The following is a 24,990-nucleotide window of genomic DNA, read 5'->3' as shown; positions in this document are numbered from 1 at the left end:
GCAAATCCGGTTCATTAGTATCTCACATATACCTGGCGGGCTCGCCACGTGCGAGCCCCTACAACGCTAACTGCTAACGGCTGCCTCCCCCTATTCTTTCATGGCTTTGACGACTTCCGGGTCTACGGCGAAGCCGTGGGCTTCGTCGGGGAAGCTGCGGTCCTTGACGTCGTGGATGTACCGGCCTACGGCATCGACGATGGTCTGATGGAGATCGGCATAGGTCTTGACGAATTTCGGGCGGAAGTCATTGCTCATGCCTAGGAGGTCCGTGCAGACCAGGACCTGGCCATCGGTGCCGTTGCCAGCCCCGATGCCGATGGTAGCCGCCGTATGCAGGGCTTTGGTGATTTCCGTGGCGATATCTGTCGGGACACATTCCAATGTGATGGCGAAGGCGCCGGCTTCTTCCAGCTTCAAGGCGTCGGCAATCAGTTGCTTAGCCATTTCGCTGTTCTTGCCCTGGACGCGGAAGCCGCCGAGCTGATGGACGGACTGCGGCGTCAGGCCGATGTGGCCGACGACGGGGATACCGGCCGTCGTCATGGCTTTGACGGCTTCGCAGACACTGGCGCCACCTTCGAGCTTGACGGCATCGCAGCCCGTTTCTTTCATGAGCCGGCCGGCATTGTGCAGGGCCTGCTGGGTGCTTTCCTGATAGCTCATGAAGGGCATGTCGCCGACGACCAGAGCCCGTTTGACGCCGCGGACGACAGCCGCCGTATGGTGGATCATATCTTCCATGGTCACAGGCAGTGTCGACGTATGACCCATGACGACATTGCCCAGGGAATCGCCGACAAGGATCATGTCGATACCGGCTTCATCGACGTTCTGGGCCATGATGTAATCATAGGCCGTAATCATGGAAATCGGCATGCCTTCCTGTTTCATTTTCTTAATGGTCAGATTGGTTACTTTCTTGTTCATGGTGAACTCCTTCCGCCATCGCAAGGATTCTTGTCAGCGTGTCATGCTGTTTTTCTGTAATCGTTTCGTTTTCTAAGGCTAAGTCTGCAGCGGCGCAGCCAAAAGCACAATAGGGCCGGAGCCATTTCTCCGGCATGACGGCCAGGTGTTTGGCAACGGTCCCGGCATCTCCGCGGGACACAGGGCCGGTCAAAGCCGTCTGCCACAGCGGACGCTGGCGGACATTGTCCATCGTCCCTTCGACGAGGGGCCGCAGCGCCTGGGATGCAGCGCCGGCACTGCCGATCCAGCGGCTCATGAGCTTCTGGGCAATGGCCAGGGCTGTCACGACGTAGTTGGAGCAGAAGCAGGCCGCAGCATGATAGAGCATGCGGTCTTCAGGGGGTACGAAAAAAGGCGTACTGCCCAAAGTCCGGACCAGATCTGCCGCAACGGCCTTGGCCCGTTCATCACCATCGACGGCCATGTAGATTCCCTTCAGGCGGTCTGCCGAAGGTTCGGCAAAGCTTTGCAGCGGATGAAGGCTGCCGACAGGATACCCCAACCGTGAAAGGGGCTCAAGAGGCGATAAATCCATAGCCCCACTGCAGTGAAATATACAGGTCTGAGGCGGCAGCGCATCCCCTGTCAGGGAAGCGGCCAATTCCCGGCTAACGGGAGCCAGGGCATCGTCGCGTACTGTGAGCAGGAGGACATCGCAGTGCCGTGCGAGTTCAGCACCGTCGGTATAGGCAGCAGCATGGAGGCGGCGGGCCATTTGACGTGTATGTTCTTCTGTGGAACAAAGGATTCCTTCGACATCAGAAGGAAAAGCTAATACAAAAGAAGCGCCGACTCTGCCGGCGCCGATAATACCTAAACGCATGATAACTCCCTCAAAAAAAGCGCACTCCTCCCGGGAATGCGCGTAAAAAGCCTACGTTTACAAGAATTCGTCCCGGTCTTTCGATCCAAGCGATATGCTATGAAATTATGATAATAGTTGACCCGGATTTTTTACGGTACGGATCCCAAAAGATTCCGTCCAACCCGAATCACATGTACAGGATACTACATTTGTGAAACTTTTACCAATAACTTTTAGGAATAGAATATGATAGTAGTTCGTGGTTCGTGGTTCGTAGCTCGTGGTTCGTGGCTCGTAGCTCGTGGTTCGTGGCTCGTAAAAGCACTAAGTACTAGCCACGAACAACTAGCCACTAGCCACAAAAAAAGAGCTGTCTATAAAGACAGCTCTTTTTTCACACACAATATGGTGGGCGGTAATGGATTCGAACCATCGACCCCCTCGATGTCAACGAGATACTCTAACCAACTGAGCTAACCGCCCATATTTCGTATTTCTTTGTGCGACTCGTTTATTATAACTTACTTCTCCTATTTTGGCAAGTCTATTTTTAAATATTTTTTCCCCTATTGACTTGAACTCCACTCCAGCCAGTATAATAAAGGCAAGGAGGGATTGCTTTGAAGATAAAAGATGTCAGTGAAAAGTTCCATCTTTCGCCGGACACGCTGCGCTACTACGAAAAAATCGGACTCATCCGCCATGTCCCGCGCGATAAGAACGGCGTCCGCGATTATACCGAGGAAAACTGCGACACCATCGCCTTCATCAAATGTATGCGCGCTGCCAGCGTTTCCATCGACGGCCTGTCGCGATACATGGAACTCTTTCAGCAAGGCGATGCGACCCGCGCAGCACGCCGTCAAATCCTGGTTGACGAACGGGACCACCTGGAAAGCCGTCAAAAAGATATCCAGGAAGCCCTGCAGCACTTGAACTGGAAAATCAAACTGTACGATGAAGGGAAGTTTTGATAGAAAAAGGACTTGTCATCATATGACAAGTCCTTTTTGCACACAATATGGTGGGCGATAATGGATTCGAACCATCGACCCCCTCGATGTCAACGAGATACTCTAACCAACTGAGCTAACCGCCCATATTTTGTACTTCTCTGTGCGACTTGTTTATTATAACTTACTTTTCCCTATTTGGCAAGGGGTATGGGAAAATTATTTCAGCATTTTTTTGATTTCGTATGTCACCTGGCGCTCATTCAATACGGTATTAAAGGGGCGCGTCATCTGGCCGCCGCAGGCGATGAAGATAAGCTGCGGTACCTGATGGACGCCATAGTCATGGAGCATCTGTTTCTGTGTGCTGTATACGGGCAGGGCATATCCCTGCTGGTGGATATAGGCCCGGCTATCTGCTGTATCCGGTCCGACGGGGATGGTCACGAAATAGACATCCTGGCCGTACTGGGCACAGGCCTTTTCCAGGATGGCCAGCTGGCGCAGGCTGTAGCTGCTCCAGGATGCCCAGAAAAAGAGACAGACCGGCTTTTGGTTATACAGGGCCTGCAAGCGTATGTCCCTTCCATCGGGAGCCTGCAGGACCTCATCAGGTGCCAGCATTTCCGTTTCCCGCTCGCTCACGTCTTCCGCTTCCCTGACAACGTCGGAACTATAGGCATCTTCTTCTTTGCCAGGCCAGAAAAAGGCCGTCAGTATCAGACAGATACAGGCCAGTCCGGCCAGGATTTTCGTCTTGATGTTTATCATCTCTCCCCCCTTTTTCTATCCATTATAACTGAAAAAAGTGGTTCGTGGCTAGGGGCTAACAACGTGAAGAGGGCTTGTCGTCGTACGACAAGCCCTCGAATCTGGGGATAGGATCTATTGTAATTACGTATTATGCGTGGATGTAGATGCGGACGGCCCGGTTGATGAGGTTAATCTTGCGTCCGTAGAAAATGTAGTACATGGCAAAGCAGGCAATGGCTACGATAGCAGCGACGGCATAGAGCTGGGGGAACGTGAGCAGGCCGTGGAGGCTGCCGAGGACATACGGGCCTACGCCGATGCCAAGGTCGAGGGCGACGAAGTACGTCGACAGGGCGACGCTGATGCGGTACGACGGCGTCAGTTTGATGCAGACTGCCTGACCGTTGGACATGAACGTGCCATAACCGAGGCCGACGAAGACGCCCGATAAGAGAAGCTGCCACGAAGCACCGGCGATGCTGAGGAGGAACAAGCCGATGGCCAGGCAGATGTAGCAGGGATAGAGGACGTAATTTTCGCCTTTATGGTCGAAGATGACGCCCGTCATCGGACGGGTGATGGTGATGACGACGGCATAGACAACGAAGAAGAACGTGCCGGCCTGGACCAGGTTGATTTCACGGGCATAAGCAGCCAGGAAGGTCAGGACGCTGGAATAAGCGAAGCCCATGAAGAAACCGATGATGGAGATGACCATGACGCGATATTCGACGTAATTGTCGAGGCTCATGGCTTTCATCTTGGCCACCTGTTCAGACGTGAGGGTAATTTCGTCGATGTGGAGGGCGATGCAGCCAATCATGCACAAGCCGACGAGGACGGCGCAGAGGGTGATGATAAAGGTGAAGTTCGTGACGACGATGAGGAACATGCCCAGGAAAGGTCCGACGGCAGCGGCCAGGCTGGTGCTCAGGCCGTAGTAGTTGATGCCTTCACCCCGCTTATCGGCAGGAATACAGGAAGCGACAATCGTGTTCGTCGCTGTCGAGACGATGCCATAGGCCATGCCGTTGAGGAAGCGGATAGCAAAGAGAATAGCGAGATTGGGGATATAAAAATATAATAACGTCGTTACAAAATAAAGGATGATCCCGCCATATAACGATTTGCGGCGGCCATACAATTCAATGGCTTTGCCGAACTGCAAGCGGGCCAGCAAAGTGCCGACGATGAAGATGCCCGAAGCCAGGCCGGCTTCACCGAGAGAAGCATGCAGCTGGTCTTTGGCGACGACGGCGATGATAACCATCAATAAATAATAAATGAGATAGACTACAAAATTGATACCTGTGTCGAGAAGGAAGTCTTTGTTCCAAAGTGATTGATTCGACATTCTGTATTCACTGCTCCTTTCGTATTTGCAAGCTAGATTCTACACCTTCTCTCCCCGCTTGTATAACGCAAAAAAAAGATACCTGTCATCGTTTTTTACGATGGCAGATACCTTTATCATTATTTTTTGATATGATACACGCGGCGGATATAGTCGACGAAGACCTGTATCGTCGCGTACTTGGGATTATCCTTCTTATAGACCAGATAACAGGGCAGGCGCAGCGGCGGTTCCAATTCACAGTAGTCCTGGGTGATGCCCATGGCCTGTAGAAATCGTTCCGGCAGGATAGCTCCGATGCGGTTCTGCTGGCAATAGTTCATCATGGCATAGGGCGTGGAGAACCAGGCCTGCGTCTCCTGAGGCGGACAGGCATGGGCCGTGAAATAGTGATTGATGTAGTTATTCATTTCGTATTGCGGCGAATATTGCGCCAACGGCTGGGATGCCACGTATTGAGGCGTCACGGCATGTTCCGGCAGATCCAGGTTCGGCCCGTAATAGACGAGGTTCTCGATGCCAAAAAAGACCTTCTCGTAGTCTTCCAGGTGCAGTGCCGGCAGATAAAAGAGGGACACGATATCCAGTTTATCGTCTTTCAGCCATTGGATCATCTCCCGGACTTCCAGGTTGTAGACCCGGAAAGAAGCGCCGCTGTGGTGCTCCTGGAAATAAGCGAGGTGGCGGTTCATGTGGACGTCGCCTAAGGACAGCATGATTCCCACCGACAGGGGCTGGGTCTTCCCCGTCCGCCCTGGCAGTTCGCTCATGGCTTCTTCTAATTCACCTAAAATGTGGGCTATTTTCGTGTAGAACATCTTGCCAGCCGGCGTCAAGTGACTTCCCCTGTTCGAGCGCTCGATAAGGCGGACGCCGACGAGGTCTTCCAGTTTCTTCATCTGCGCACTGAAAGCCGACTGGGTAATGTTGGCGGCATTGGCAGCCGTCGTGAAATTTCCATACTTCCCGTAAATGACGAAATTCCGCAGCTGCTGTATCGACGGTAAATCCATGGGGCCTCCTTATGATAAAAGAGGCTGTCGCATTAAGACAGCCTCTTTTGGAGTTTTAAGTTTGTAGTTTTTAGTGTGCAGCAAATGTCAAAAAATTTAAAGCCAACTTCTACAAACTACAAACTCCATACTACAAACAATAAAGAAAGGAGCATCACATGACGACAGAAGCCTTCCTGTGACGCTCTCTTCAATCACTTATTCATCTAAGAGTTCATCGAATTTTGCATTGGCTGCGTCGAACTCTTCGTCCGTCGGTGCGACGTAGACGTCTTCGCCGTCTTCCTGGTCGACGCGGGCGATGATGGCATCGCCGCCTTCTTCGTCTTCCGTGACTTCGACGAGCAGGGCGAATACTTTACCATCGAGGTCGAGGCGCTGTACTTCCTGATATTCCACTTCATTGCCTTGGTCATCCGTAGCGGTCACGATGATGACTTCTTCCAATTCGTTGTTCATTTCTTCCGACATAGTAGTCCTCCTTAATGAGCATGAGCGTCTAAATAATTCTGTAAAATAAGGATTGCTGCCATTTTATCGACAAACTGCTTGCGCTTTTCGCGCCGCACATTGCCTTCCTTTAATACATTCTGGGCCATAACGGTCGTCAGGCGTTCATCCCAATAGACAATGTCTATATCCGGGACGGTTTGCTGGAATCGTTCGACGAATTCTTCGATTTTTTTCATATTATCGCTGTAGTCACCGTTCATATGACGCGGCTTGCCTACGACGATGCGGTGTACTTCTTTTTCTTTGATCAGTTCGCGCAGACGGGCAAAGTCTGCTTCATCGGATTTACGGCGGATCGTTTCTACGCCCTGGGCCGTAATCAGCAAGGCATCGCTGCAGGCGACACCGATGGTCTTGGAACCGACATCGAGTCCTAAAATTCTCATATGTCTCCTATAAGTTGTGCTGTTTGACGTACGAACGGACTAATTCTTCGATGAGTTCATCTCGTTCGATGCGCCGGATATTGCTGCGAGCATTGTTGTGGCTCGTGATATACGTCGGGTCACCGGACAGGAGATAGCCTACGATCTGATTAATCGGGTTGTATCCTTTTTCTTCCAATGCGTGATATACATCTTCCAGAATCATGGATGCAACGGTCTGTTCTTCACTTCGGTTTTGCATAATCATCGTTTCGTCGCTTACTGCCATGTTCACTCACATCCTTTTTATTCAACTGGCATGACTGCCAAAAATTTATGCTAACATATCGCGTACGGCTGCGGCACCGGCTTTAAGAGCATCGCCCAATTTTTCCGGTTCCTTGCCGCCGGCCTGGGCCATATCGGGACGGCCGCCGCCATTGCCGCCAGCTGCCTGAGCAGCAACTTTGATGATCTTGCCGGCATGGAGGCCTTTCTTGGTATCGCTCTTGGCGACTTTGCAGACGAAGTTGACTTTATCGCCATGGGTCATACCCAAGAGGACGACGCCGCTGCCGAGCTTGTCGAGGACCGTATCAGCCAGGTCGCGCAGGTTATCCATAGAATCAGCCTGAGCGACGGCTGCGACGACAGGAACGCCGCCGATATCTTCTTTAGCTGCCAGGATGCTGTCCATATCGGACAGGGCTGCATCTTTCTTGAGCTGAGCCAATTCTTTTTCCGTATCCTTGAGCTGGGCCAGGAGAGCTTCCAGTTTGGCCGGCGCATCGCTGACCTTGCCTTTCAAGAGGCCTGCCAGCTGCTGCAGTTCCTGCGATTCATCCTTAGCCAGCTTGAGGGCAGCCGGACCGGTAACGGCTTCGATACGGCGGACGCCGGAGCCAGTCCCGGTTTCGCTGGTAATGCGGAACGTACCGATGACCGACGTGTTGGCCACATGAGAGCCGCCGCAGAGTTCACAGCTGAAGTCGTCGACAGAGACGACGCGGACGATATCGCCGTATTTTTCACCGAACAAGGCCATAGCGCCCTTTTCTTTGGCCGCATCGAGGGCCATTTCTTCGATGGTGACGGGGACGGCCTTGAGGATTTCTTCGTTGACCAGGGCTTCAATCTTATCCAGTTCATCCTGCGTGACCGGCGAGAAATGGGTGAAGTCGAAACGCAGGTGGTCCGGTGTGACCAGCGAGCCGGCCTGGTTGACGTGATTGCCCAAGACTTTGCGCAGGGCAGCCTGCAAGAGGTGTGTTGCCGTATGGTTGCGGGCCAGGTTCATATGACGCTGCTTGTCGACAGCGATATCGACGGCATCGCCCGTGCGGAGGACGCCTTCAGTGATTTCAGCGATGAGGTATACCAGGCCATTGGGCAGAGCCTGGGCATCAGTGACCTGTGCCTTGCCTTCAGCAGCACATAGGACGCCTGTATCGCTGAGCTGACCGCCGCCTTCGGCATGGAAGGGGTTGTCGTCGAGGATGATCGTCACTTCCTGGCCGTCGCGGGCTTCGCTGATTTCGACGCCTTCCTTGCCGAGCATGGCAATCGTCGCTTTGACAGCCGTTTCGTCGTTGACCAGTTTCGACTGGTCCAGCTTGGTCGTATCCGGCGTAGCGACTTTGGCCGATACTTTGGTATGGGCAGCGCGGGCCCGTTCCTGCTGTTCCTTCATGGCTTCCTGGAAGCCGTCTTTATCGACTTTGAAGCCCTGTTCACCGGCGATTTCTTCGGTCAGTTCCATGGGGAAGCCATACGTATCGTAGAGTTTGAAGACTTCAGCGCCAGTGAGGACTTTGTCGTCGCCCACATGGGCCATCATATCGTTGAGCAGTTCCATGCCCTGTGCCAGGGTAGCGCTGAACTGTTTTTCTTCTGTATTGATGATCTGTTTGATGAGAGCTTCGTGTTCCCGCGTTTCCGGATATTCATCGCCGAGGATGTCCAATACCGTATCGACGAGACCTGCCAGGAAGAGGTCCTTGATGCCCAGGAGGCGGCCGAAGCGGACGGCACGGCGCAGGATACGGCGCAGGACGTAGCCGCGGCCTTCATTGGACGGCAGGATGCCATCGGAAATCATGAAGGTAATGGCGCGGATATGGTCAGCAATGACCTTCATGGCCATCTTCTGACGGGGATCATTGTAGTCGCCGCCGGAAATGGCAATGACTTTTTCGATGATCGGGAAGATGAGGTCCGTTTCAAAGTTCGATTCTTTCTGCTGGATGACCGAAGCCAGTCGTTCCAGACCGCAGCCCGTATCGATGTTCTTCTTGGCCAGCGGTTCGTACTTGCCGTCTTTAGTGCGGTTGTACTGGGTGAAGACGAGGTTCCAGATTTCCAGGTAGCGGTCGCAGTCGCAGCCGACGGTACACGTCGGTTTACCGCAGCCTCGTTCCGGGCCGAGGTCATAGAAGATTTCACTGTCCGGACCGCACGGACCTTCGCCGATTTCCCAGAAGTTATCGTCGAATTTGAAAATCCGTTCGTCAGCTAGGCCAATCATATTATGCCAGTAGTCATAGGCTTCTTTGTCATCGGGATAGATGGTGACATACAATTTATCCGTATCCAGTTCCAGGACTTTGGTCAGGAATTCCCAGGCCCAGGAAATGGCTTCTTTCTTAAAGTAGTTGCCAAAGGAGAAATTGCCCAGCATTTCAAAGAACGTATGGTGACGGGCCGTACGGCCTACGTTGTCGATATCGTCAGTGCGGATGCACTTCTGACTCGTCGTGACGCGGTACGACGGCGGTACGAGCTTACCCGTGAAATATGGTTTGAGCGGTGCCATGCCGGCGCCGATGAGGAGCAGGCTGGGGTCGTTTTCCGGAATGAGCGGAAAACTGTGCAGGATCAAGTGCTCCTTGCTCTTAAAGAACTGTAAATAGGCTTTGCGGATTTCATTACCCGTCATGTACTTCATATAGTAAACACTCCCTCTAAATATCTTTCTACATGGGAAAATTATACGCTCATTTCCCCCTGTTCGGCAACCTTTTCTTGTTATTTTTTATCTCACAGCCCGGTTGTATAAGGAAAGGCTAGAGGACGACTGTTCCCTAGCCAGTTTGCCTATCTCCGGACCCGTGTAGCACCGACATAGCGCGGCGACCAATAGCCGCTGTCGAGGCTGTCTACGCGGATGCCGCCACTGCTGGTGGCACTGATGAAATTGTTATTGCCGACATAGATGCCCGTATGGGATACACCCGGTTCATACGTCGTGAAGAAGACCAGGTCGCCCGGCATGAGTTCGCTGCGGCGGACCCGCTGGCCTACTTCATATTGTTCATCTGCCAGGCGCGGCAGATTGATGCCATTATGGGAAAAGACATATTTCGTAAAGCCTGAGCAGTCGAAGCCTTCAGCCGGCGTATTGCCGCCGAATACGTAAGGGATGCCCAAATACTGGTATGCCGAATTGACCAGCTGGTTGCCGAAAGCATCGCCGCCGCTGAAATGACGGTATTTGCTGATAGCGCCATTGTTGAAGCGCGTCCCCTGCCCTCTCTTCATGACCGGCTTAGGCGGCAGCATGGAACGATTGCCTGTCAGGAGATAATAGGTCCAGCCGCCGACTTTACCGCTGACCTGGATTTTCTTATCTTTCTGATACTGCGATACGGCCCGCGCCGTATCATTGGTGTAAACGCCGTTGACATTGACCCGATAGCCTTTACTGCGAAGAATCTGTTGAATCGAACGGACTTCATCGCCCCGGCTGCCAATGGTCAGCGGAGAAGCTGCCAGCGCCGGCAGTGCGGCAAAAACGAAAAGTGCGGCAAATATCCAAACTTTACTGATTTTTTTCCACATAAATACTCCTCTCTGTCTCGAAGGCCATACAACGCACCGTTCCTACCTGTCTTTATGCTGGCCGAGTTCAGCCCGCAGCCAATACAGAGGCCTATGTTTCACCTCTTCAAATATACGTCCTATATACTCTCCGATGACACCAATAAAAATGAGCTGGAACCCGCTGAACAGGCAGTCGACGATCATCGTCGTCGTCCATCCCGGCACGGCTTCGCCCATTATATTACAATAGATGACATGCAAAATCAGGAGCAGGCTCAACAAACCGCTCAGCATGCCGATATAAAAGGAAACCCGCAGGGGAATCTTGGAATAGGCCATGATCCCGTCCAGGGCAAAATGAAGCATCTTGCGTACGGAAAACTTCGATTTCCCGGCATAACGCTTGGGTGCTACGAAATGAATAAAAGTCTGTGTGTAACCGATGTCCCCGATGAGGCCGCGGATGAAACGGTCGTGTTCGCGGAACTGCTTGAATGTTTCCAGGACCCGCTTATCGATGAGGCGGAAGTCGGACCCGCCTGGTGTGATGTGGACCGGGGATACGGCATTCAGTATACGATAATACCATTTCGACGTCATGCGCTTGAGGAAGCCCGCATCGTCCGTCGCTTCCCGTATGGTCTGGACGACGTCGTTGCCTTCGCGCCATTTCTGGACCAATTCGGGAATCATCGACGGCGGATGCTGCAAGTCACCATCCATGGTGATGACGGCGTCGCCAAGGGCATGATCCATGCCGCAGGTAATGGCCAGCTGATGGCCGAAGTTACGGGCCAGGATAAAAGCCCGCACGTGCTCATCCTGCTGGGTCAAGCGGCTGAGGATGAGGGGCGTTGCATCTTTAGAACCGTCGTCGACAAAGATGATTTCATAATCCATATCGAGTGTCGCTGCGGCTTTCGTCGCCTCTTCATAGAATTTCTCAATGTTCGGCTGTTCATTGTATACAGGAACGACAATAGACAATAACTGTCGTCCCGTCCCTCTCGTTTCTAAATTCAATTATATCATCCCAATATTTTTGTTGTCAAAACCGGCAGCCTTGTTTTCTGCTACGACAGACGCCAGGAACTTGCTGATTTCCGCCTGCGAGGCATAGCCGATAATGCGTTTGAGTGGCTTACCGCCCTTAAAGAACAATAATGTCGGAACCGCCATGATTTCATATTTTTCGGCAATATTCCGCATCGTATCGACATTGATGCGTACTACTTTCACAGCATCGCCAAAATTCGCGGCTGCCTGGCTGATTTCCGAATGAACCATCTTGCACGGTTCGCACCAGGGAGCCCAGAAGTCTGCGATGACAATGCCCGGCTGGTGAAGGACTTTCACAGAAAAATCAGCATCACTGTCAATCGAAACTACTGCCATGATTATACAACCTCCCATCTGGCCGATGTAAATCAAATCCATTATACCACTTTCGCTTAATGAAGCCAACTAGAAACATCGTTCGCTATAAAAGGAGCAAAAAAGGGGCTGTCCTTTGAAGACAGCCCCTTTTTTGAGAATTAAGTTTGCAGTTTGTAGTTTTTAGTGAATGGTTTTAATTTTAAACCATCTTCTGCAAACTACAAACTCTGAACTACAAACGATTGAACTGTAGCACCCGTTCAAAGAGGTTCTTGGCCAGGGGGCCGAAGCCGTCGCGTTTTAGCGACGAGTAGGCCAGGGCCGGCCGGTCTGACGGGAAGAGTTTGTTGAGCTGGGCCAGGTTGCGGTTCTTTTCATTGGCCTTGAGCTTGTCCGCCTTGGTCCCTACGATCTGCAGGGGGACGCCGGCGCTGGCCAGCCAGTCATAGGCCTGCTGGTCGATGGCCAGGCCGGGATGGCGCAGGTCGACGAGCAGGCAGAGGACGCAGAGGTTCGGCGACTGCGTGACGTATTCGCCGATGAAGGCACTCCACATGTCGCGGTTCCTGCCGCCAGTCTTGGCAAAGCCATAGCCCGGCAGGTCGACTAAGTAGAACGGCAGGCGCTGCTCCCCTTCTTCTTCATCGCGCCGCCGCAGGGCTGCGCTGAAGTAGTTGATAGTCTGCGTCTTCCCCGGTGCGCCGCTGACACGGGCCAGGCCGCGGTGGTTGCACAGGGAATTGATCAGGCTCGACTTGCCGACGTTGGAACGGCCGAGGAAGGCGACTTCCGGCACGTTCCCTTCGGGGTACTGGTCGCGGCGGACCGCCGTCGTGGCATAGGCCGCCTTGATGATATCATACGAAGCCATCAGGACTTCACCAGTGCCTGAGCCAGCACTTCATCCATATGGTGAACGAAGACGAATTTGACGTCTTTTTTGACCGACTGCGGCACTTCGTCCATGTCGCGCTTGTTTTCTTCAGGCAAGAGGATCTTCTTGATGCCTGCCCGGTGAGCGGCGATGACTTTTTCCTTGATGCCCCCTACGGGCAGGACCGTCCCGCGCAACGTGATTTCACCGGTCATGGCTACGTCGTGGCGGACGGCTTTGCCCGTCAGGGCCGACGTAATGGCCGTGGCCATGGTGATGCCTGCCGACGGACCGTCTTTAGGGATGGCTCCTTCGGGCAGGTGGATGTGCAAGTCCATGTTGGCGTAGAAATCGGCATCGATGCCCAGGACATCGGCCCGGCTGCGGACGTAGGTCACGCCGGCTTCAGCCGATTCCTTCATGACGTCGCCGAGCTGGCCCGTGAGCAGCAGGCGGCCTTTGCCCTTGACGGCAACGGCTTCCGTTTCCAGGACTTCACCGCCGACCTGGGTCCAGGCCATACCGGTGACGATGCCGACTTCGTCGTCTTTGTGGACCGTTTCCGGCAGGAATTTGACCGGACCGAGCAGTTTTTCCAGATTCTTGACGGAGACGCTGATCGGTACTTCGTCGTTCATGAGCAGGGATTTGCCGATACGGCGGCAGACCGTACCGATGGTCTTTTCCAGGCTGCGGACGCCCGATTCGCGCGTATAGCCTTCGATGATATGGCGCAGGACGGCGTCGGAGAACTTGGCCTGACTCGGTTTAAGGCCATTTTCTTTGATCTGTTTCGGCACCAGATAGCGCTTGGCGATCTGGACCTTCTCTTCTTCTGTATAACTCGTGAAGTCGATGATTTCCATGCGGTCCATGAGGGGACGGGGAATATCGCCGAGGACGTTGGCCGTCGTGATCCAGAAGACTTTCGACAAGTCAAAGGGCAGTTCCAGGAAATGGTCACTGAAAGTATTGTTCTGTTCCGGGTCGAGGACTTCCAGCAGTGCCGACGACGGGTCGCCGCGCATGTCGGACGTCATCTTGTCGATTTCGTCGAGGAGGAAGACCGGGTTCTTGACGCCGGCCTGTTTCATACCGGCCAGGATACGGCCCGGCAGGGCACCGATGTAAGTCCGGCGATGGCCGCGGATTTCAGCTTCATCGCGGACGCCGCCCAGGGATACGCGGACGTACTTGCGGTTCATGGCCCGGGCGATGGATTTGGCGATACTCGTCTTGCCCGTGCCCGGAGGACCGACAAAACAGAGAATCGGCCCTTTCAGGCTGTGCGTCAGCTGTTTGACCGCTAAATATTCGATGATGCGGTCTTTGACCTTCTTCAGGCCGTAATGGTCTTCATCGAGGACTTTCTGCGCTTCGTTGAGGTCCAGGCGGTCCTTGGTTTCCTTCTTCCAGGGAAGGGCCATGGCCCAGTCGAGGTAGGTGCGGATGATGGCCGATTCCGCCATCATGGGCGGCATGGAGTCGAGGCGGTCCACTTCCTTGAGCAGGGCCTTTTCGATGTCTTCGTCGAGCTTCATCTTCTTGATCTGGTCGCGGAGTTCCTGGACTTCCGTGTCCTTGTCGACTTTGTCGCCCAATTCTTCATGGATGGCCTTGATCTTTTCCCGCAGGTAGTATTCTTTCTGCTGCTGGTCCATCTTGCCGCGGACTTCCATGTTCAGCTTCGATTCCAGGTTGGCAATGTCGACTTCCGTATCCAAGAGCGACGCAATGCGGCGCAGACGGGCTTCGACGTCAGCCGTTTCCAGGAGCTGCTGGCGGATGACCAGGCGCAAGGGCAGCTGGGACGCAGCGAAGTCAGCCAGGACGCCCGGTTCGTCGATGTTCTTGGCATTTTCGCTGGCTTCTTCTCCGTCGCGGAGATTGCCCAGCCAGTCCAGGAGCCGCTTGAGGACGACCCGGCGCAGGGCTTCTTCTTCGACTTCGTTGCGGCTGATTTCAGCCACTTTGACGGCAGCCCCTTCGAGGTAATCGGCTTTCTGGGAAAAGCCCTGCATGCGGACGCGGGAAATGCCGTTGACCAGGATGCGGACCAGGCCGCCAGGCATGCGCAGGAGCTGTTCGATCTTGACCAAGCAGCCGATGGTATAGACATCGTCAAAACCCGGATTGTCTTCGTTTTCATCGACCTGGGTCGCTACCAGGAGCTGCCGGTCGTGTTCCATGGCGTAGTCGACGGCAGCCAGGGACGTATCGCGGCCGATGTCGATGTGGCTGACCAGCTTCGGATAGACGACGATGCCCCGGAGCGGGACAAAAGGCAGGGCCAGGATATCTTGTTCGTTGAGCACAACGTTTTCGTTCATACACTTCACCTTCTTCTATGGAAAAATAAAACTCATTTCCGGTTTAAGAAATGAGTTTTATTGTACATTATATCATTTTGCCTCTTTCAATACGAGGTCGGGCTCAGCGCCTTCTTTGACGCATTTTTCCGTGACGATGCACTTGGCTACGTCGTCGCGGCTCGGTACATCAAACATGACATCGAGCATGATCCGTTCGATGATGGAGCGAAGCCCGCGGGCACCGGTATTGCGCCGCAGCGCTTCCTTGGCAATGGCCTGGAGAGCTTCCGGCGTAAATTCGAGATCTACGTCGTCCATGGACAGCATCTTCTGATACTGTTTGACCAGGGCGTTCTTCGGTTCTGTCAGGATGTGTACCATCGCATCTTCATCGAGAGGATTGAGAGTAACCAATACGGGCAGGCGGCCGATCAATTCCGGGATGAGGCCGAACTTCTGGAGGTCCGTCGGGATGATTTCCTTGAGGAGCGATTCCATGGAGTGTTCGGACTTGGAGTGGATGTCCGCACCGAAACCCATATTCTTGTCCGTCGTACGGTTGAGGATGGTCTTGTCGATGCCATCGAAAGCGCCGCCGCAGATGAACAGGATGTTCGTCGTGTCGATCTGGAGCATTTCCTGGTGGGGATGCTTGCGGCCGCCCTGAGGCGGAACGCCGGCAACGGTCCCTTCGAGGATTTTCAACAAGGCCTGCTGGACGCCTTCACCGGAAACGTCACGGGTAATGGACGGGTTTTCCGATTTGCGGGCAATCTTATCGATTTCGTCGATGTAGATGATGCCCCGTTCAGCTTTGGCAATATCGTAATCAGCGGCCTGGATGAGCTTGAGCAGGCAGTTTTCGACGTCTTCGCCGACATAGCCGGCTTCGGTCAGGCTCGTCGCATCGGCGATGGCAAAGGGCACATCGAGGAGGCGGGCCAGGGTCTGGGCCAGGAGGGTCTTGCCGCTCCCAGTCGGGCCGACCATGACGATATTCGACTTCTGGAGCTCTACATCATCATCAGAGGCGCTGAAATTGGTCTGGAGCCGCTTGTAGTGGTTGTACACTGCAACGGAAAGGGTCTTCTTGGCTGCTTCCTGGCCGATGACGTATTCATCAAGGGTAGCCTTGATTTCATGCGGCGTCGGCAGGTCCTTGAGCTGGAAGTCCGGCGTTTCTTCCGCCTTTTCTTCTTCCATGATGTGCTGCGCTACGGCAACACATTCGTCGCAGATATAGACGCCCGGGCCGGCAATGAGCTTCTGTACTTCGCTCTGGGGCCGGCCGCAGAAACTGCAACGCGGTTCATCATTCCTATCGTTCATCTTGTCTTCCTCCTGTCCTATTTCGTTTCATCCGGCAGCGGACGGGTCAGGATTTCATCGATGAGGCCGTATTCCTTGGCTTCTTCGGCAGTCATGAAATTATCCCGTTCCGTATCCTTCTGGATGACGTCAATGGGCTGTCCTGTGTGTTCAGACAAGATACCGTTCAATTCCTTGCGCATGCGCAGGATTTCGCGGGCATGGATTTCGATTTCCGTAGCCTGGCCCTGGACACCGCCGAGAGGCTGGTGGATCATGACCTGGGAATGCGGCAGGGCGAAGCGTTTGCCCTTGGCACCGGCCGTCAGGAGTACCGACGCCATGCTGGCAGCGGAACCGACGCAGATCGTCGAGACGTCCGGCTCGATGTACTGCATGGTATCGTAGATGGCCATGCCTGCCGTGACGACGCCGCCAGGGCTGTTGATATATAAGTGGATATCCTTGTCAGGATTTTCTGCTTCCAGGAAAAGGAGCTGGGCGATGATGCTGTTGGCAACGGTATCATCAATCGGGCCGCCGAGGAAGACGATGCGGTCTTTCAACAGGCGGGAATAGATATCATAGCTCCGTTCCCCTTGTGCCGTCTGTTCGACGACGATGGGTACATACATATTTGTCAAAACTAACACCTCCGGAGAATGCGTTTCCGGGATTAGTCTTCAGCCTTTGCGTCTTCAGCTTTAGCTTCTTCTTTTTTGTCTTCGTTCGGGTCGACGGCATTTTTCAGGATGAAGCTGGCTGCTTTTTTACGGCCGACAGACTGTACGAGCATGGGAACGCGATGTTCTTTCAAAATGATCTTGTAGACTTCTTTCGGATCGGCACCGAAGTTCTGAGCCATCGTGATGATTTCAGCCTGGAGATCGATGTCTTTGACTTCGATGTTTTCAGCTTTGGCGATAGCTTCGAGGACGAGGTCCATCTTTACGTTTTCTTTAGCCGGTTCAGCGTAATGTTCTTTGAGTTTGTCCATATCCTGGTTCATGTATTTGAGATAATCGTCGAGGCTCATGCGCTGTGTTTCCAGTTTCATGGCCAGTTCTTCGATCATCTGGTCGATTTTGTCGTCGATCATGACCTGCGGGATATCGACTTCGGCATTGTTGACAGCCGTCTTCAGGACTTCAGAGTTGAATTTTTCCAAAGCCTGGAAGGATGCTTTCGATTCGAGGCGTTTGCGGATGTCGGCTTTGAGGTCGTCGACGCTGTCGAATTTGCCGGCTTCTTTAGCGAATTCATCGTCGATGGCCGGGAGTTCGCTGCGTTTTACGTCGTTGACTTTAACGGCGAAGACAGCTTCTTTGCCAGCCAGGGATTTTTCAAAGTAATCTTCCGGGAAGGTGACTTTGACGTCTTTTTCGTCGCCAGCTTTGCAGCCGATGAGCTGATCTTCAAAGCCCGGGATGAAGCTGCCGGAGCCGATCTGGAGCGGATAGGATTTGCCTTCGCCGCCTTCGAATGCGACGCCGTCGACAGTGCCTTTGAAATCGATGACAGCGAAGTCATCTTTTGCGATTTCCGTGCCTTCCGGAGCTACGACGAGTTTCGCATGCTGTTTCTGGAGGTTAGCCAGTTCTTTGGCTACGTCTTCGTCGGTTACATCAACTTTGTCTTTGGCAACGGTAATGCCTTTGTATTCGCCGAGTTTGACTTCCGGTTTCTTGGTGACCGTAGCTTCAAATACGACGTCTTTGCCTTTTTCGTCGGTAATGACGTTCAATTCCGGTTCAGTTACAGGAACGATGCCTTCCTGGTCGAGGGCGTCGCTGTAGGCTTTATTGGCAATAGCTTCAAAAACTTCCTGTTTGACAGCATCTTTGCCCAAGAAGCTTTCCAGTACCATGCGCGGTGCTTTCCCCTTGCGGAAGCCCGGGATATTTACACGGCTTGCCAAGTTCTTGCAAGCTGCTGCTGCCTGTTTGGAAGCGTCTTTAGCAGGCACTTCAATGTGCAGGGTTACTTTGTGCTGGTCTACTTCATTCACTGTTACGTTCATTCTAAGTATGTCCTCCTTATGGGCCGGTAGAGCCCTGAATATCTCTAAAATACCATATTACGCTCTACATCATACCACAACTTTACTTTTTTTACAATATGGGTAAAGGCGCTGTCGCATAAAGACAGCGCCTTTTTGAGTTTGAAGTTTGTAGTTTTTAGTTTGCAGTGAAATGGGTGAACGTACTCCCGCCTATAGAGGCGGGAGCTTCCTGCTTCAACGAGAACAGCGCCACTGACTCCAAAGAGTTGCGGCGGCTTACACTCTCTCCACAGGCGTAGATTCCCGTGCGACCCACGGTATTTTATGGATTACGTCAGGCAGATATTCGCCTGGCTTCTTCCCGAATATTTATGGCAGCGTTCTTATCGCGATTATGGTGACTTCCACATTTAGGGCAATCCCATTCCCTTACAGATAAGTCCCTGGTTTCGTGATTCTGATATCCGCAAACATGGCACAGCTGGCTGCTTGGATACCACTTGTCTATCTTGATAAGCTGTTTGCCTTGCCAAGCCAGTTTATACTCCAGCATGTTCGTGAACATATTCCAGCCATTGTCGGCTACGGATTTGCCAAAGCTGAACTTGCCACCCTTTTTCCGCTTTGCCATCGCTTTGACGCTAATATCCTCAATGCCAATGGCATCATAGCGATCTGCAAGGTAGCGAGCCTTCTTATGCAGGAAATCCTGACGTTGATTGGCCACTTTCTCATGAAGAATAGCTACGCGCAGTCTTTGTTTTTCTCTGTTGTGACTTCCTTTCTGCTTTTTGGATAGCTTTCGCTGTGCCTTAGCCAATCTTTTCTCTGCCGTTCTCAGGAAATCGGGATACTTAGCATCCGCCTCATCGGAAGCCACATACAAGCCGTGCATCGCAAAATCTAGCCCCAGGAATGTCTTCGGTATGACCGGGAGTATTTGGTTTTCATACTCCACCAGCATACTGATATAGTACTTTCCTGATGGCGTCTTGCTGATGGTTACGGTCTTTATGATACTGTTTTCCGGCAAGGGACGATGCTGGCATAATTTCACCCAGCCTATTTTCGGCAGTTTCACCTTATGGCCCTCGATTCGGACAGAGCCTTTCTGGTTGTTCGTGGAATACGAAGCACGACGATTCTTCTTGGACTTGAAGCGCGGCTTGCCGAAATGCTTGTTGTCATTCCAAAAGTGGCTGTAGGCCTTATTCAGGTTCATTTGGGCATTGGCAAGGGCTAAACTATCTACTTCCTTTAGCCAAGGGAATTCTTCTTTGTACTGCGCAGGCGTGTTATTCAGCTTTTGGCCTGTTTCCTTATAATAGTCAATGCGGTCACTCAGCATCTTGTTGTAGATGAATCGGACACAGCCAAAGGTCTTGGCAAACATCATTTTCTGTGCCGTTGTCGGATAGATTCTGTATCGGTATGCCTTATTCACTATCATCACCTGCCTTGACTTTCCCAATCCTTTCACGATTACTACTGCTTACTACTGATTATACCGCAAAACAAAATGTGAAGCCATCGTTTTTCTGAGGGCATCGAGCCCTCAGAAAAACCTACAATTCATCTCACCGCCTAAAGAGGCGGGAGACTTCTTGCAGAATCAGGTTAAAGGCCATCTTCTACAAACTACAAACTCTGTACTACAAACTAATCACTCCCTACCGCAATTCGCAGCCGAATTTTTCTTTCAGGTCTTTGATGATGGCGTCGACCGGGGCCTGGATGTCGGCGTCGGTCAGGGTCCCTTCTTCGGAACGGAAGACTAAGGAATAGGCCAGGCTCTTGTAGCCCTGCGGTACCTGTTTGCCCGTGTACATGTCGAAGAGGTGGACGGCTTCCAGGTTGTCGCCGCCGTCTTCTTTGATGACGCTGACGATGTCGGCATTGGCCGTAACCAGCGGTGCCAGGAAGGCCAGGTCGCGGCTCGATGCCGGGAACTTGGCGACTTTATGGTAATCCGGCAGGAGGTTGACCAAGGGCAGGATAGCGTCCATATGCATTTCAAAGACGTAGACCGGGCCGGCGACATCGTAATTGTCGATAGCCTTGGGGTGGAGTTCGCCGAAGTCGCAGAGGACCTTGCCGTCTTTGACGTAGCGGGCAGCCTTGCCCGGATGGAGCGGCGCCCAGTCGGAGACTTCCAGGTCGGCCTGGATGCCCAGTCCCTGGAGGACGGCTTCGACGAGGCCCTTAACGTCATAGAAGTCATAATTTTCCGCTTTGGCCGGCCATTCAGCAGGCGTGCGCTGGCCGTAGAGGAGGCCGCTGACGTAGAATTCCTGTTCCGGCAGTTCCGTCAGGGGCAGCTGTTTCGGCCGATAGACCGGTGCGATTTCGTAGATGCCGACAGACGGATTCTTGACGGCCTGGTTGCGGACCAGGACATCCATCAAGGTCGGTACCAGCGTCGTCCGCATGAGCGGGAAGTCTTCCGTAATCGGGTTGAGGATGGGCACGGCGTTGTATACGGCGTCGCCGTCCTTGAAGAGGAGTTTCTTCAGCTGGTCCGGGTGCATGAAGCTGAACGTGACCGTTTCGTTGAGGCCGCTACTGCTGAGGATGGACGAAATCTTTTCGCCTACGTCGTGGTGGAAGCCGGCTTCGCCTTTGGAAATGGGAGCGGCCGGGCGCGTAGACGGGATGTTTTCATAACCGTAGACGCGGGCTACTTCTTCGGCGATGTCCGGCATTTCCGTGCAGTCGCCGCGATAGCTGGGAACGACGGCCGTCAAGGTATCGCCGTCTTTTTCAATGCCGAACTGCAGCGTTTTCAGGATATGGACCATGTCGGCTTCCGGGATTTCCGTGCCCAGGAATTTGTTGACCTGAGCCGCCGTAAAGGCGATGCGCGTCGTAGCCTGCGGTTTCGGATAGACATCGACGACGCCTTTGGCTACGTCGCAGGCGCCCATTTCCTGGAGGAGCTGGGCACAGCGGTCGATGGATTTGATGCAGCTGTCCGAATCGAGGCCTCGTTCAAAACGGCCGGAAGCTTCGGAACGCAGGCCGAGCATACGGCCCGTATGACGGATGTTGGAGCCTTTGAAGGAAGCACATTCGAGGATGACCGACGTCGTCTGGTCCGTGACTTCCGTATCCATGCCGCCCATGATGCCGGCGACGCAGCAGGCTTTTTCTTCATCGGCGATGACCAGCATGTTGTCGGTCAATTTACGGTCTACATCGTCCAGAGTCTTCAAGGCTTCATCGGCTTTGGCCCGGCGGGCGATGAGGTGATGGCCGGAGACTTTATCGTAGTCATAGGCATGGAGTGGGATGCCCAGTTCGATCATGGTGTAGTTGGTAGCGTCGACGACGTTGTTGATGGGACGGACGCCGGACTTGCGCAGGCGCTGCTGCATCCACATAGGCGACTTGCCGATCTTGACGTTCAGGAGCAGGCGGGCGGCATAGCGGCTGCACAGTTCTTCGTCGTCAATGGATACTTTGACCTTGCCGTCGATGGGCGTGTCACATTCTTTGACGGAAATATCCGGGTAACGGGCTTCTTTGCCGCTGAGGACGGCGAATTCACGGGACAGGCCGACCATGGAGAAGCAGTCGGCGCGGTTGGCCGTCAGTTCATATTCATAGACGACGTCGCGGACCTGGAGATAGTCGGCCGCATCGACGCCGAGGGGCGTATCGGGCGGCAGGATCCAAATGCCTTCCCGTTCTTCCGGCAAGAGCAGGCTGTCGTCGAAGCCGAATTCGTGGGCCGAGCAGAACATACCGTTGGACAAGACGCCACGCAGCTTCGAGCGCTTGATTTTAGTGCCGCCCGGCAGATGAGCGCCGTGAACGGCGACGGGGACGATCTGGCCGACGCGGACGTTGGTCGCAGCCGTGACGATCTGAAGCTGTTCATCCCCCATGTCTACCTGGCAGACGACGAGTTTATCCGCATCGGGGTGCTTGTCGATCTGAAGGATTTTCCCGGTCTTTACTTTCTTGACTTCTGTCCCCCAGTATTCCACCTGTTCGACAGGGATACCGGCAATGGTCAATTTATCGGCAAATGCCTGCATGTCCTGGTTCATGTCGACGTCGACATAATCCTGCATCCAAGTTAAAGAACTTTTCATTATTCATACCCTCCTAGAACTGGTTCAAGAACCGCATATCGTTTTCATAGAACAAGCGCAAATCATCGATGCCGTATTTCAGCATGGCAATGCGTTCGACGCCCATGCCGAAGGCAAAACCCGTGACGACGTCCGGGTCATAGCCGTTCAGGCGCAGGACGCTGGGATTGACCATGCCGCAGCCGAGGATTTCCAGCCAGCCCGTGTGGGAGCAGACACGGCAGCCCTTGCCGCCGCACATGACGCAGGAAATATCGACTTCGGCGCTCGGTTCCGTAAAGGGGAAGTAGCTGGCGCGGAAGCGGACTTTCGTCTGCGGTCCGAAGATGTCGCGCAGGAAGTCTTCGAGCATGCCCTTGAGGTCGGAGAAGCGGATGTCCTTGTCGATGATCATGCCTTCCATCTGGTGGAAGACCGGCGAATGGGTCGCATCGTAGTCGCAGCGGTATACCTTGCCCGGTGCGATGATCTTGAAGGGTTCGTTAGGCTTGTGGGCCTGTAAGGTCCGGGCCTGCATGCCCGATGTATGGGTCCGCAGGAGGATGTTATCCGTAATGTACATGGAGTCCTGCATATCCCGGGCCGGATGGTCTTCCGGCAAGTTCAGGCACTGGAAGTTATAGTAGTCCGATTCAATATCCGTCCCTTCGACGATGGAGAAGCCCATGCGCAGGAAGGAGTCTTCCATGAGGCGCAGGGTCTGATGAAGGGGATGTTCATGGCCCATGACCGGTTTGCGGCCCGGCAGGGTAATGTCGATTTTTTCCGATTCGATCTTCGTAGCCAATTCCTGGGCCTTGACTTCTTCCATCTTGGCCTTGAGCTGTTCTTCGATGGCATTGCGGGCCGTGTTGACGAGCTGGCCGACTTTAGGCCGTTCTTCTTTGGAAAAATTCTTCATTTCCTTCATGATTGCCGTCAGTTCCCCTTTTTTACCCAGGAACTTGACGCGGATATCCTGTACGTCCTGAAGATGTTCGCTCTTGGCGAGCTGTTCATTGACGGCCGCTTTGATGGCCTCGATCTTATCACTGATCATACTTTCTTCCTCCTACTGGCAAGTACAAAAAAAATAGACTCCCGCCCCTTAAGGGGCGAAAGTCTCATTCGCGGTACCACCCTACTTGATTCTCGATTGTCCTGTAACGGGAACCCCCGTCCTGCCTACTCCGTTCAGCAGGAGGCTCTAAAGTGAACGCATGGAACATCCGGCACGAGGCTCTCAATCTGCGGCCTCGATTCCCTGTAGGCGGAGTCAGTTCCATCCCCTCTTTATCATTGCCATAAATCCCTCTATGGGTTTGTTATATATTGTATCAGTAAAGTGTCTTATTTGCAATAACCAACCGCTGAATTTGGTTGGTGCCTTCGTAAATCTGCATGATTTTGGCGTCACGCATGTATTTTTCGACAGGGTATTCCTTGATATAGCCATAGCCGCCCATGACCTGGACTGCATCGGTCGTGACCTGCATGGCCACGTCGGACGCGTTGCACTTGGCAATGGCTGCTTCACGGCTGAAGTCCATACCCTGGTCTTTCATCCAGCAGGCGCGGTGGACCAGGAGGCGGGCTCCTTCGACTTTCATGGCCATATCGGCAATCATGGCCTGGACCATTTCAAAGGAAGCGATGGGTTTGCCGAACTGTACGCGGACCTTGGCATATTCGCAGCAGGCACGGAAAGCGGCTTCGGCAATGCCGACGGAAACGGCACCGACGAAGGGACGGGCTGCATCCAAAGTATCCATGGCGATGCGGAAGCCATGGCCTTCGCGGCCGAGACGGTCTTCGACAGGGACGAAGCAGTCCTGGAAGATGAGTTCCGTCGTATTGGAAGCGCGGATGCCCATTTTATTTTCAGCCTTGCCGACTGTGAAGCCCGGCGTCCCCTTGCGGACGATGAAGGCCGTCAAGCCGCGGATGCCGCCGCTCTTGCGGGTGTTGGCGAAGACGACGAAGACTTCGGCCAGGGCGCCGTTGGTAATGAAGCATTTCGTACCATTGAGGATATAGCCTTTGCCGTCTTCGGTCTTCATGGCCCGCGTCGAAACGGAACCGGCATCGGAACCGGTGCCCGGTTCAGTCAGGGCAAAAGCGGCCAGGTTGTCTTCATTGATGATATCGAAATAGCGTTTCTTCTGGTCGTCGTTACCGGCAATGATGACGGGATACGAGGCCAGGGCATTGGCAGCGACGGTCGTAGCGACGCCGGCACAGCCTTTGCCTAATTCTTCATAAATAGCGGCGATAGTGATGGCGTCGAGGCCGGCACCGCCGAATTCTTCCGGAATGGCGACGCCCAGCAGGCCCTGGGCTGCCAATTTTTCCAGGAGCCCTTCATGGAGCTTTCCCGTTTCATCCATTTCCGAAGCGTAGGGGACGATTTCTTTTTCCACCAGGTCGCGGACAACCTTGATGATTTCTTTCTGTTCGTCGTTATAAGCAAAATCCATCTTTGTACTAACCAACC

Annotated in this window: 22 protein-coding genes and 2 tRNA genes; 1 reads left to right on the top strand and 23 read right to left on the bottom strand. The window is 53.5% G+C overall.

The window, feature by feature from the left end; genetic code table 11:
- Positions 1–90: 90 nt before the first annotated feature.
- The 3 genes from panB to ACFCTO_RS00450 form a co-directional block, all read right to left on the bottom strand.
- Positions 91–930: a 3-methyl-2-oxobutanoate hydroxymethyltransferase gene (panB, locus tag ACFCTO_RS00460; RefSeq protein WP_499876162.1), complete on the bottom strand. Its 840-nt coding sequence runs from the start codon at positions 928–930 to the stop codon at positions 91–93.
- Positions 899–1,795, bottom strand: a complete 897-nt coding sequence (locus ACFCTO_RS00455) for a Rossmann-like and DUF2520 domain-containing protein (RefSeq protein ID WP_499876161.1) — start codon at positions 1,793–1,795, stop codon at positions 899–901. Before ACFCTO_RS00455 ends, panB begins: the two co-directional genes overlap by 32 nt.
- A gap of 388 nt (positions 1,796–2,183) precedes the next feature.
- Positions 2,184–2,260, bottom strand: a tRNA-Val gene (locus ACFCTO_RS00450).
- 137 nt (positions 2,261–2,397) lie between these two features.
- Between ACFCTO_RS00450 and ACFCTO_RS00445 the strand changes: the two genes are divergently transcribed.
- Complete coding sequence (locus tag ACFCTO_RS00445) at positions 2,398–2,751, top strand: MerR family transcriptional regulator (protein WP_292300768.1); 354 nt, start codon at positions 2,398–2,400, stop codon at positions 2,749–2,751.
- Positions 2,752–2,799: 48 nt separating this feature from the next.
- Here the strand turns inward: ACFCTO_RS00445 and ACFCTO_RS00440 are convergent.
- The 20 genes from ACFCTO_RS00440 to ACFCTO_RS00345 all read right to left on the bottom strand — a co-directional run bounded on the left by ACFCTO_RS00440 (position 2,800) and on the right by ACFCTO_RS00345 (position 24,973).
- Positions 2,800–2,876: transfer RNA gene (locus ACFCTO_RS00440), tRNA-Val, on the bottom strand.
- Positions 2,877–2,949: 73 nt separating this feature from the next.
- Positions 2,950–3,501, bottom strand: coding sequence for a TlpA family protein disulfide reductase (locus ACFCTO_RS00435; protein ID WP_299721313.1), 552 nt, complete (start codon positions 3,499–3,501; stop codon positions 2,950–2,952).
- A gap of 130 nt (positions 3,502–3,631) precedes the next feature.
- Complete coding sequence (locus tag ACFCTO_RS00430) at positions 3,632–4,837, bottom strand: MFS transporter (protein ID WP_499876160.1); 1,206 nt, start codon at positions 4,835–4,837, stop codon at positions 3,632–3,634.
- A gap of 119 nt (positions 4,838–4,956) precedes the next feature.
- Positions 4,957–5,850, bottom strand: coding sequence for a LysR family transcriptional regulator (locus ACFCTO_RS00425; protein WP_499876159.1), 894 nt, complete (start codon positions 5,848–5,850; stop codon positions 4,957–4,959).
- Between the two features lie 198 nt (positions 5,851–6,048).
- Positions 6,049–6,321, bottom strand: a complete 273-nt coding sequence (locus ACFCTO_RS00420) for a DUF1292 domain-containing protein (RefSeq protein WP_292260423.1) — start codon at positions 6,319–6,321, stop codon at positions 6,049–6,051.
- 11 nt (positions 6,322–6,332) lie between these two features.
- The gene (gene ruvX, locus ACFCTO_RS00415; protein WP_020310501.1) at positions 6,333–6,749 is read right to left on the bottom strand and encodes a Holliday junction resolvase RuvX; all 417 of its coding nucleotides are present in this window, start codon (positions 6,747–6,749) and stop codon (positions 6,333–6,335) included.
- A gap of 7 nt (positions 6,750–6,756) precedes the next feature.
- Complete coding sequence (locus ACFCTO_RS00410) at positions 6,757–7,017, bottom strand: IreB family regulatory phosphoprotein (RefSeq protein WP_020310502.1); 261 nt, start codon at positions 7,015–7,017, stop codon at positions 6,757–6,759.
- 45 nt (positions 7,018–7,062) lie between these two features.
- Positions 7,063–9,663 (bottom strand): alanine--tRNA ligase, encoded by a 2,601-nt coding sequence (gene alaS / locus ACFCTO_RS00405; protein WP_499876242.1) that lies wholly within the window; start codon positions 9,661–9,663, stop codon positions 7,063–7,065.
- A gap of 158 nt (positions 9,664–9,821) precedes the next feature.
- The gene (locus ACFCTO_RS00400) at positions 9,822–10,565 is read right to left on the bottom strand and encodes a C40 family peptidase (RefSeq protein ID WP_292298611.1); all 744 of its coding nucleotides are present in this window, start codon (positions 10,563–10,565) and stop codon (positions 9,822–9,824) included.
- Between the two features lie 42 nt (positions 10,566–10,607).
- Positions 10,608–11,534 carry a glycosyltransferase family 2 protein gene (locus ACFCTO_RS00395; RefSeq protein WP_292260430.1) on the bottom strand — a complete coding sequence of 309 codons (927 nt, stop codon included), beginning with the start codon at positions 11,532–11,534 and terminating at the stop codon, positions 10,608–10,610.
- 36 nt (positions 11,535–11,570) lie between these two features.
- Positions 11,571–11,942, bottom strand: coding sequence for a thioredoxin family protein (locus tag ACFCTO_RS00390; RefSeq protein WP_020310505.1), 372 nt, complete (start codon positions 11,940–11,942; stop codon positions 11,571–11,573).
- A gap of 214 nt (positions 11,943–12,156) precedes the next feature.
- Positions 12,157–12,795, bottom strand: coding sequence for a ribosome biogenesis GTP-binding protein YihA/YsxC (yihA, locus tag ACFCTO_RS00385; RefSeq protein WP_302484932.1), 639 nt, complete (start codon positions 12,793–12,795; stop codon positions 12,157–12,159).
- The gene (lon, locus tag ACFCTO_RS00380) at positions 12,795–15,128 is read right to left on the bottom strand and encodes an endopeptidase La (RefSeq protein ID WP_499876158.1); all 2,334 of its coding nucleotides are present in this window, start codon (positions 15,126–15,128) and stop codon (positions 12,795–12,797) included. Before lon ends, yihA begins: the two co-directional genes overlap by 1 nt.
- A 72-nt stretch (positions 15,129–15,200) precedes the next feature.
- Entirely contained in the window at positions 15,201–16,439 is a 1,239-nt protein-coding gene (gene clpX / locus ACFCTO_RS00375) for an ATP-dependent Clp protease ATP-binding subunit ClpX (RefSeq protein ID WP_020310508.1), read from the bottom strand.
- Positions 16,440–16,456: 17 nt separating this feature from the next.
- A complete protein-coding gene (gene clpP / locus ACFCTO_RS00370; RefSeq protein ID WP_499876241.1) occupies positions 16,457–17,053 on the bottom strand; it encodes an ATP-dependent Clp endopeptidase proteolytic subunit ClpP in 597 nt (198 codons plus the stop codon).
- 41 nt (positions 17,054–17,094) lie between these two features.
- Positions 17,095–18,438 (bottom strand): trigger factor, encoded by a 1,344-nt coding sequence (gene tig / locus ACFCTO_RS00365; protein ID WP_020310510.1) that lies wholly within the window; start codon positions 18,436–18,438, stop codon positions 17,095–17,097.
- 316 nt (positions 18,439–18,754) lie between these two features.
- Positions 18,755–19,870 carry an RNA-guided endonuclease TnpB family protein gene (locus ACFCTO_RS00360; RefSeq protein WP_499876157.1) on the bottom strand — a complete coding sequence of 372 codons (1,116 nt, stop codon included), beginning with the start codon at positions 19,868–19,870 and terminating at the stop codon, positions 18,755–18,757.
- A 220-nt stretch (positions 19,871–20,090) separates the two neighbouring features.
- Positions 20,091–22,517: a phenylalanine--tRNA ligase subunit beta gene (pheT, locus tag ACFCTO_RS00355; protein WP_481325261.1), complete on the bottom strand. Its 2,427-nt coding sequence runs from the start codon at positions 22,515–22,517 to the stop codon at positions 20,091–20,093.
- A 13-nt stretch (positions 22,518–22,530) separates the two neighbouring features.
- The gene (pheS, locus tag ACFCTO_RS00350; RefSeq protein WP_299721308.1) at positions 22,531–23,556 is read right to left on the bottom strand and encodes a phenylalanine--tRNA ligase subunit alpha; all 1,026 of its coding nucleotides are present in this window, start codon (positions 23,554–23,556) and stop codon (positions 22,531–22,533) included.
- 277 nt (positions 23,557–23,833) lie between these two features.
- The gene (locus ACFCTO_RS00345; protein ID WP_292260441.1) at positions 23,834–24,973 is read right to left on the bottom strand and encodes an acyl-CoA dehydrogenase family protein; all 1,140 of its coding nucleotides are present in this window, start codon (positions 24,971–24,973) and stop codon (positions 23,834–23,836) included.
- Positions 24,974–24,990: the final 17 nt, after the last annotated feature.

The sequence above is a fragment of the Megasphaera indica genome, from assembly GCF_046614755.1.
Taxonomy (GTDB): domain Bacteria; phylum Bacillota; class Negativicutes; order Veillonellales; family Megasphaeraceae; genus Megasphaera; species Megasphaera intestinihominis.
This window is presented reverse-complemented; position numbering and strand designations above follow the sequence as displayed.

Excerpts from the sequence above, each read along its gene's own strand:
- panB (WP_499876162.1), bottom strand. The coding sequence starts at position 930 with ATGAACAAGAAAGTAACCAATCTGACCATTAAGAAAATGAAACAGGAA.
- ACFCTO_RS00455 (WP_499876161.1), bottom strand. The coding sequence starts at position 1,795 with ATGCGTTTAGGTATTATCGGCGCCGGCAGAGTCGGCGCTTCTTTTGTA.
- ACFCTO_RS00435 (WP_299721313.1), bottom strand. The coding sequence starts at position 3,501 with ATGATAAACATCAAGACGAAAATCCTGGCCGGACTGGCCTGTATCTGT.
- ACFCTO_RS00430 (WP_499876160.1), bottom strand. The coding sequence starts at position 4,837 with ATGTCGAATCAATCACTTTGGAACAAAGACTTCCTTCTCGACACAGGT.
- ACFCTO_RS00425 (WP_499876159.1), bottom strand. The coding sequence starts at position 5,850 with ATGGATTTACCGTCGATACAGCAGCTGCGGAATTTCGTCATTTACGGG.
- ACFCTO_RS00420 (WP_292260423.1), bottom strand. The coding sequence starts at position 6,321 with ATGTCGGAAGAAATGAACAACGAATTGGAAGAAGTCATCATCGTGACC.
- ruvX (WP_020310501.1), bottom strand. The coding sequence starts at position 6,749 with ATGAGAATTTTAGGACTCGATGTCGGTTCCAAGACCATCGGTGTCGCC.
- ACFCTO_RS00410 (WP_020310502.1), bottom strand. The coding sequence starts at position 7,017 with ATGGCAGTAAGCGACGAAACGATGATTATGCAAAACCGAAGTGAAGAA.
- alaS (WP_499876242.1), bottom strand. The coding sequence starts at position 9,663 with ATGACGGGTAATGAAATCCGCAAAGCCTATTTACAGTTCTTTAAGAGC.
- ACFCTO_RS00400 (WP_292298611.1), bottom strand. The coding sequence starts at position 10,565 with ATGTGGAAAAAAATCAGTAAAGTTTGGATATTTGCCGCACTTTTCGTT.
- ACFCTO_RS00390 (WP_020310505.1), bottom strand. The coding sequence starts at position 11,942 with ATGGCAGTAGTTTCGATTGACAGTGATGCTGATTTTTCTGTGAAAGTC.
- yihA (WP_302484932.1), bottom strand. The coding sequence starts at position 12,795 with ATGGCTTCGTATGATATCATCAAGGCGGCCTATGCCACGACGGCGGTC.
- lon (WP_499876158.1), bottom strand. The coding sequence starts at position 15,128 with ATGAACGAAAACGTTGTGCTCAACGAACAAGATATCCTGGCCCTGCCT.
- clpX (WP_020310508.1), bottom strand. The coding sequence starts at position 16,439 with ATGAACGATAGGAATGATGAACCGCGTTGCAGTTTCTGCGGCCGGCCC.
- clpP (WP_499876241.1), bottom strand. The coding sequence starts at position 17,053 with ATGTATGTACCCATCGTCGTCGAACAGACGGCACAAGGGGAACGGAGC.
- tig (WP_020310510.1), bottom strand. The coding sequence starts at position 18,438 with ATGAACGTAACAGTGAATGAAGTAGACCAGCACAAAGTAACCCTGCAC.
- ACFCTO_RS00360 (WP_499876157.1), bottom strand. The coding sequence starts at position 19,870 with ATGATAGTGAATAAGGCATACCGATACAGAATCTATCCGACAACGGCA.
- pheT (WP_481325261.1), bottom strand. The coding sequence starts at position 22,517 with ATGAAAAGTTCTTTAACTTGGATGCAGGATTATGTCGACGTCGACATG.
- pheS (WP_299721308.1), bottom strand. The coding sequence starts at position 23,556 with ATGATCAGTGATAAGATCGAGGCCATCAAAGCGGCCGTCAATGAACAG.
- ACFCTO_RS00345 (WP_292260441.1), bottom strand. The coding sequence starts at position 24,973 with ATGGATTTTGCTTATAACGACGAACAGAAAGAAATCATCAAGGTTGTC.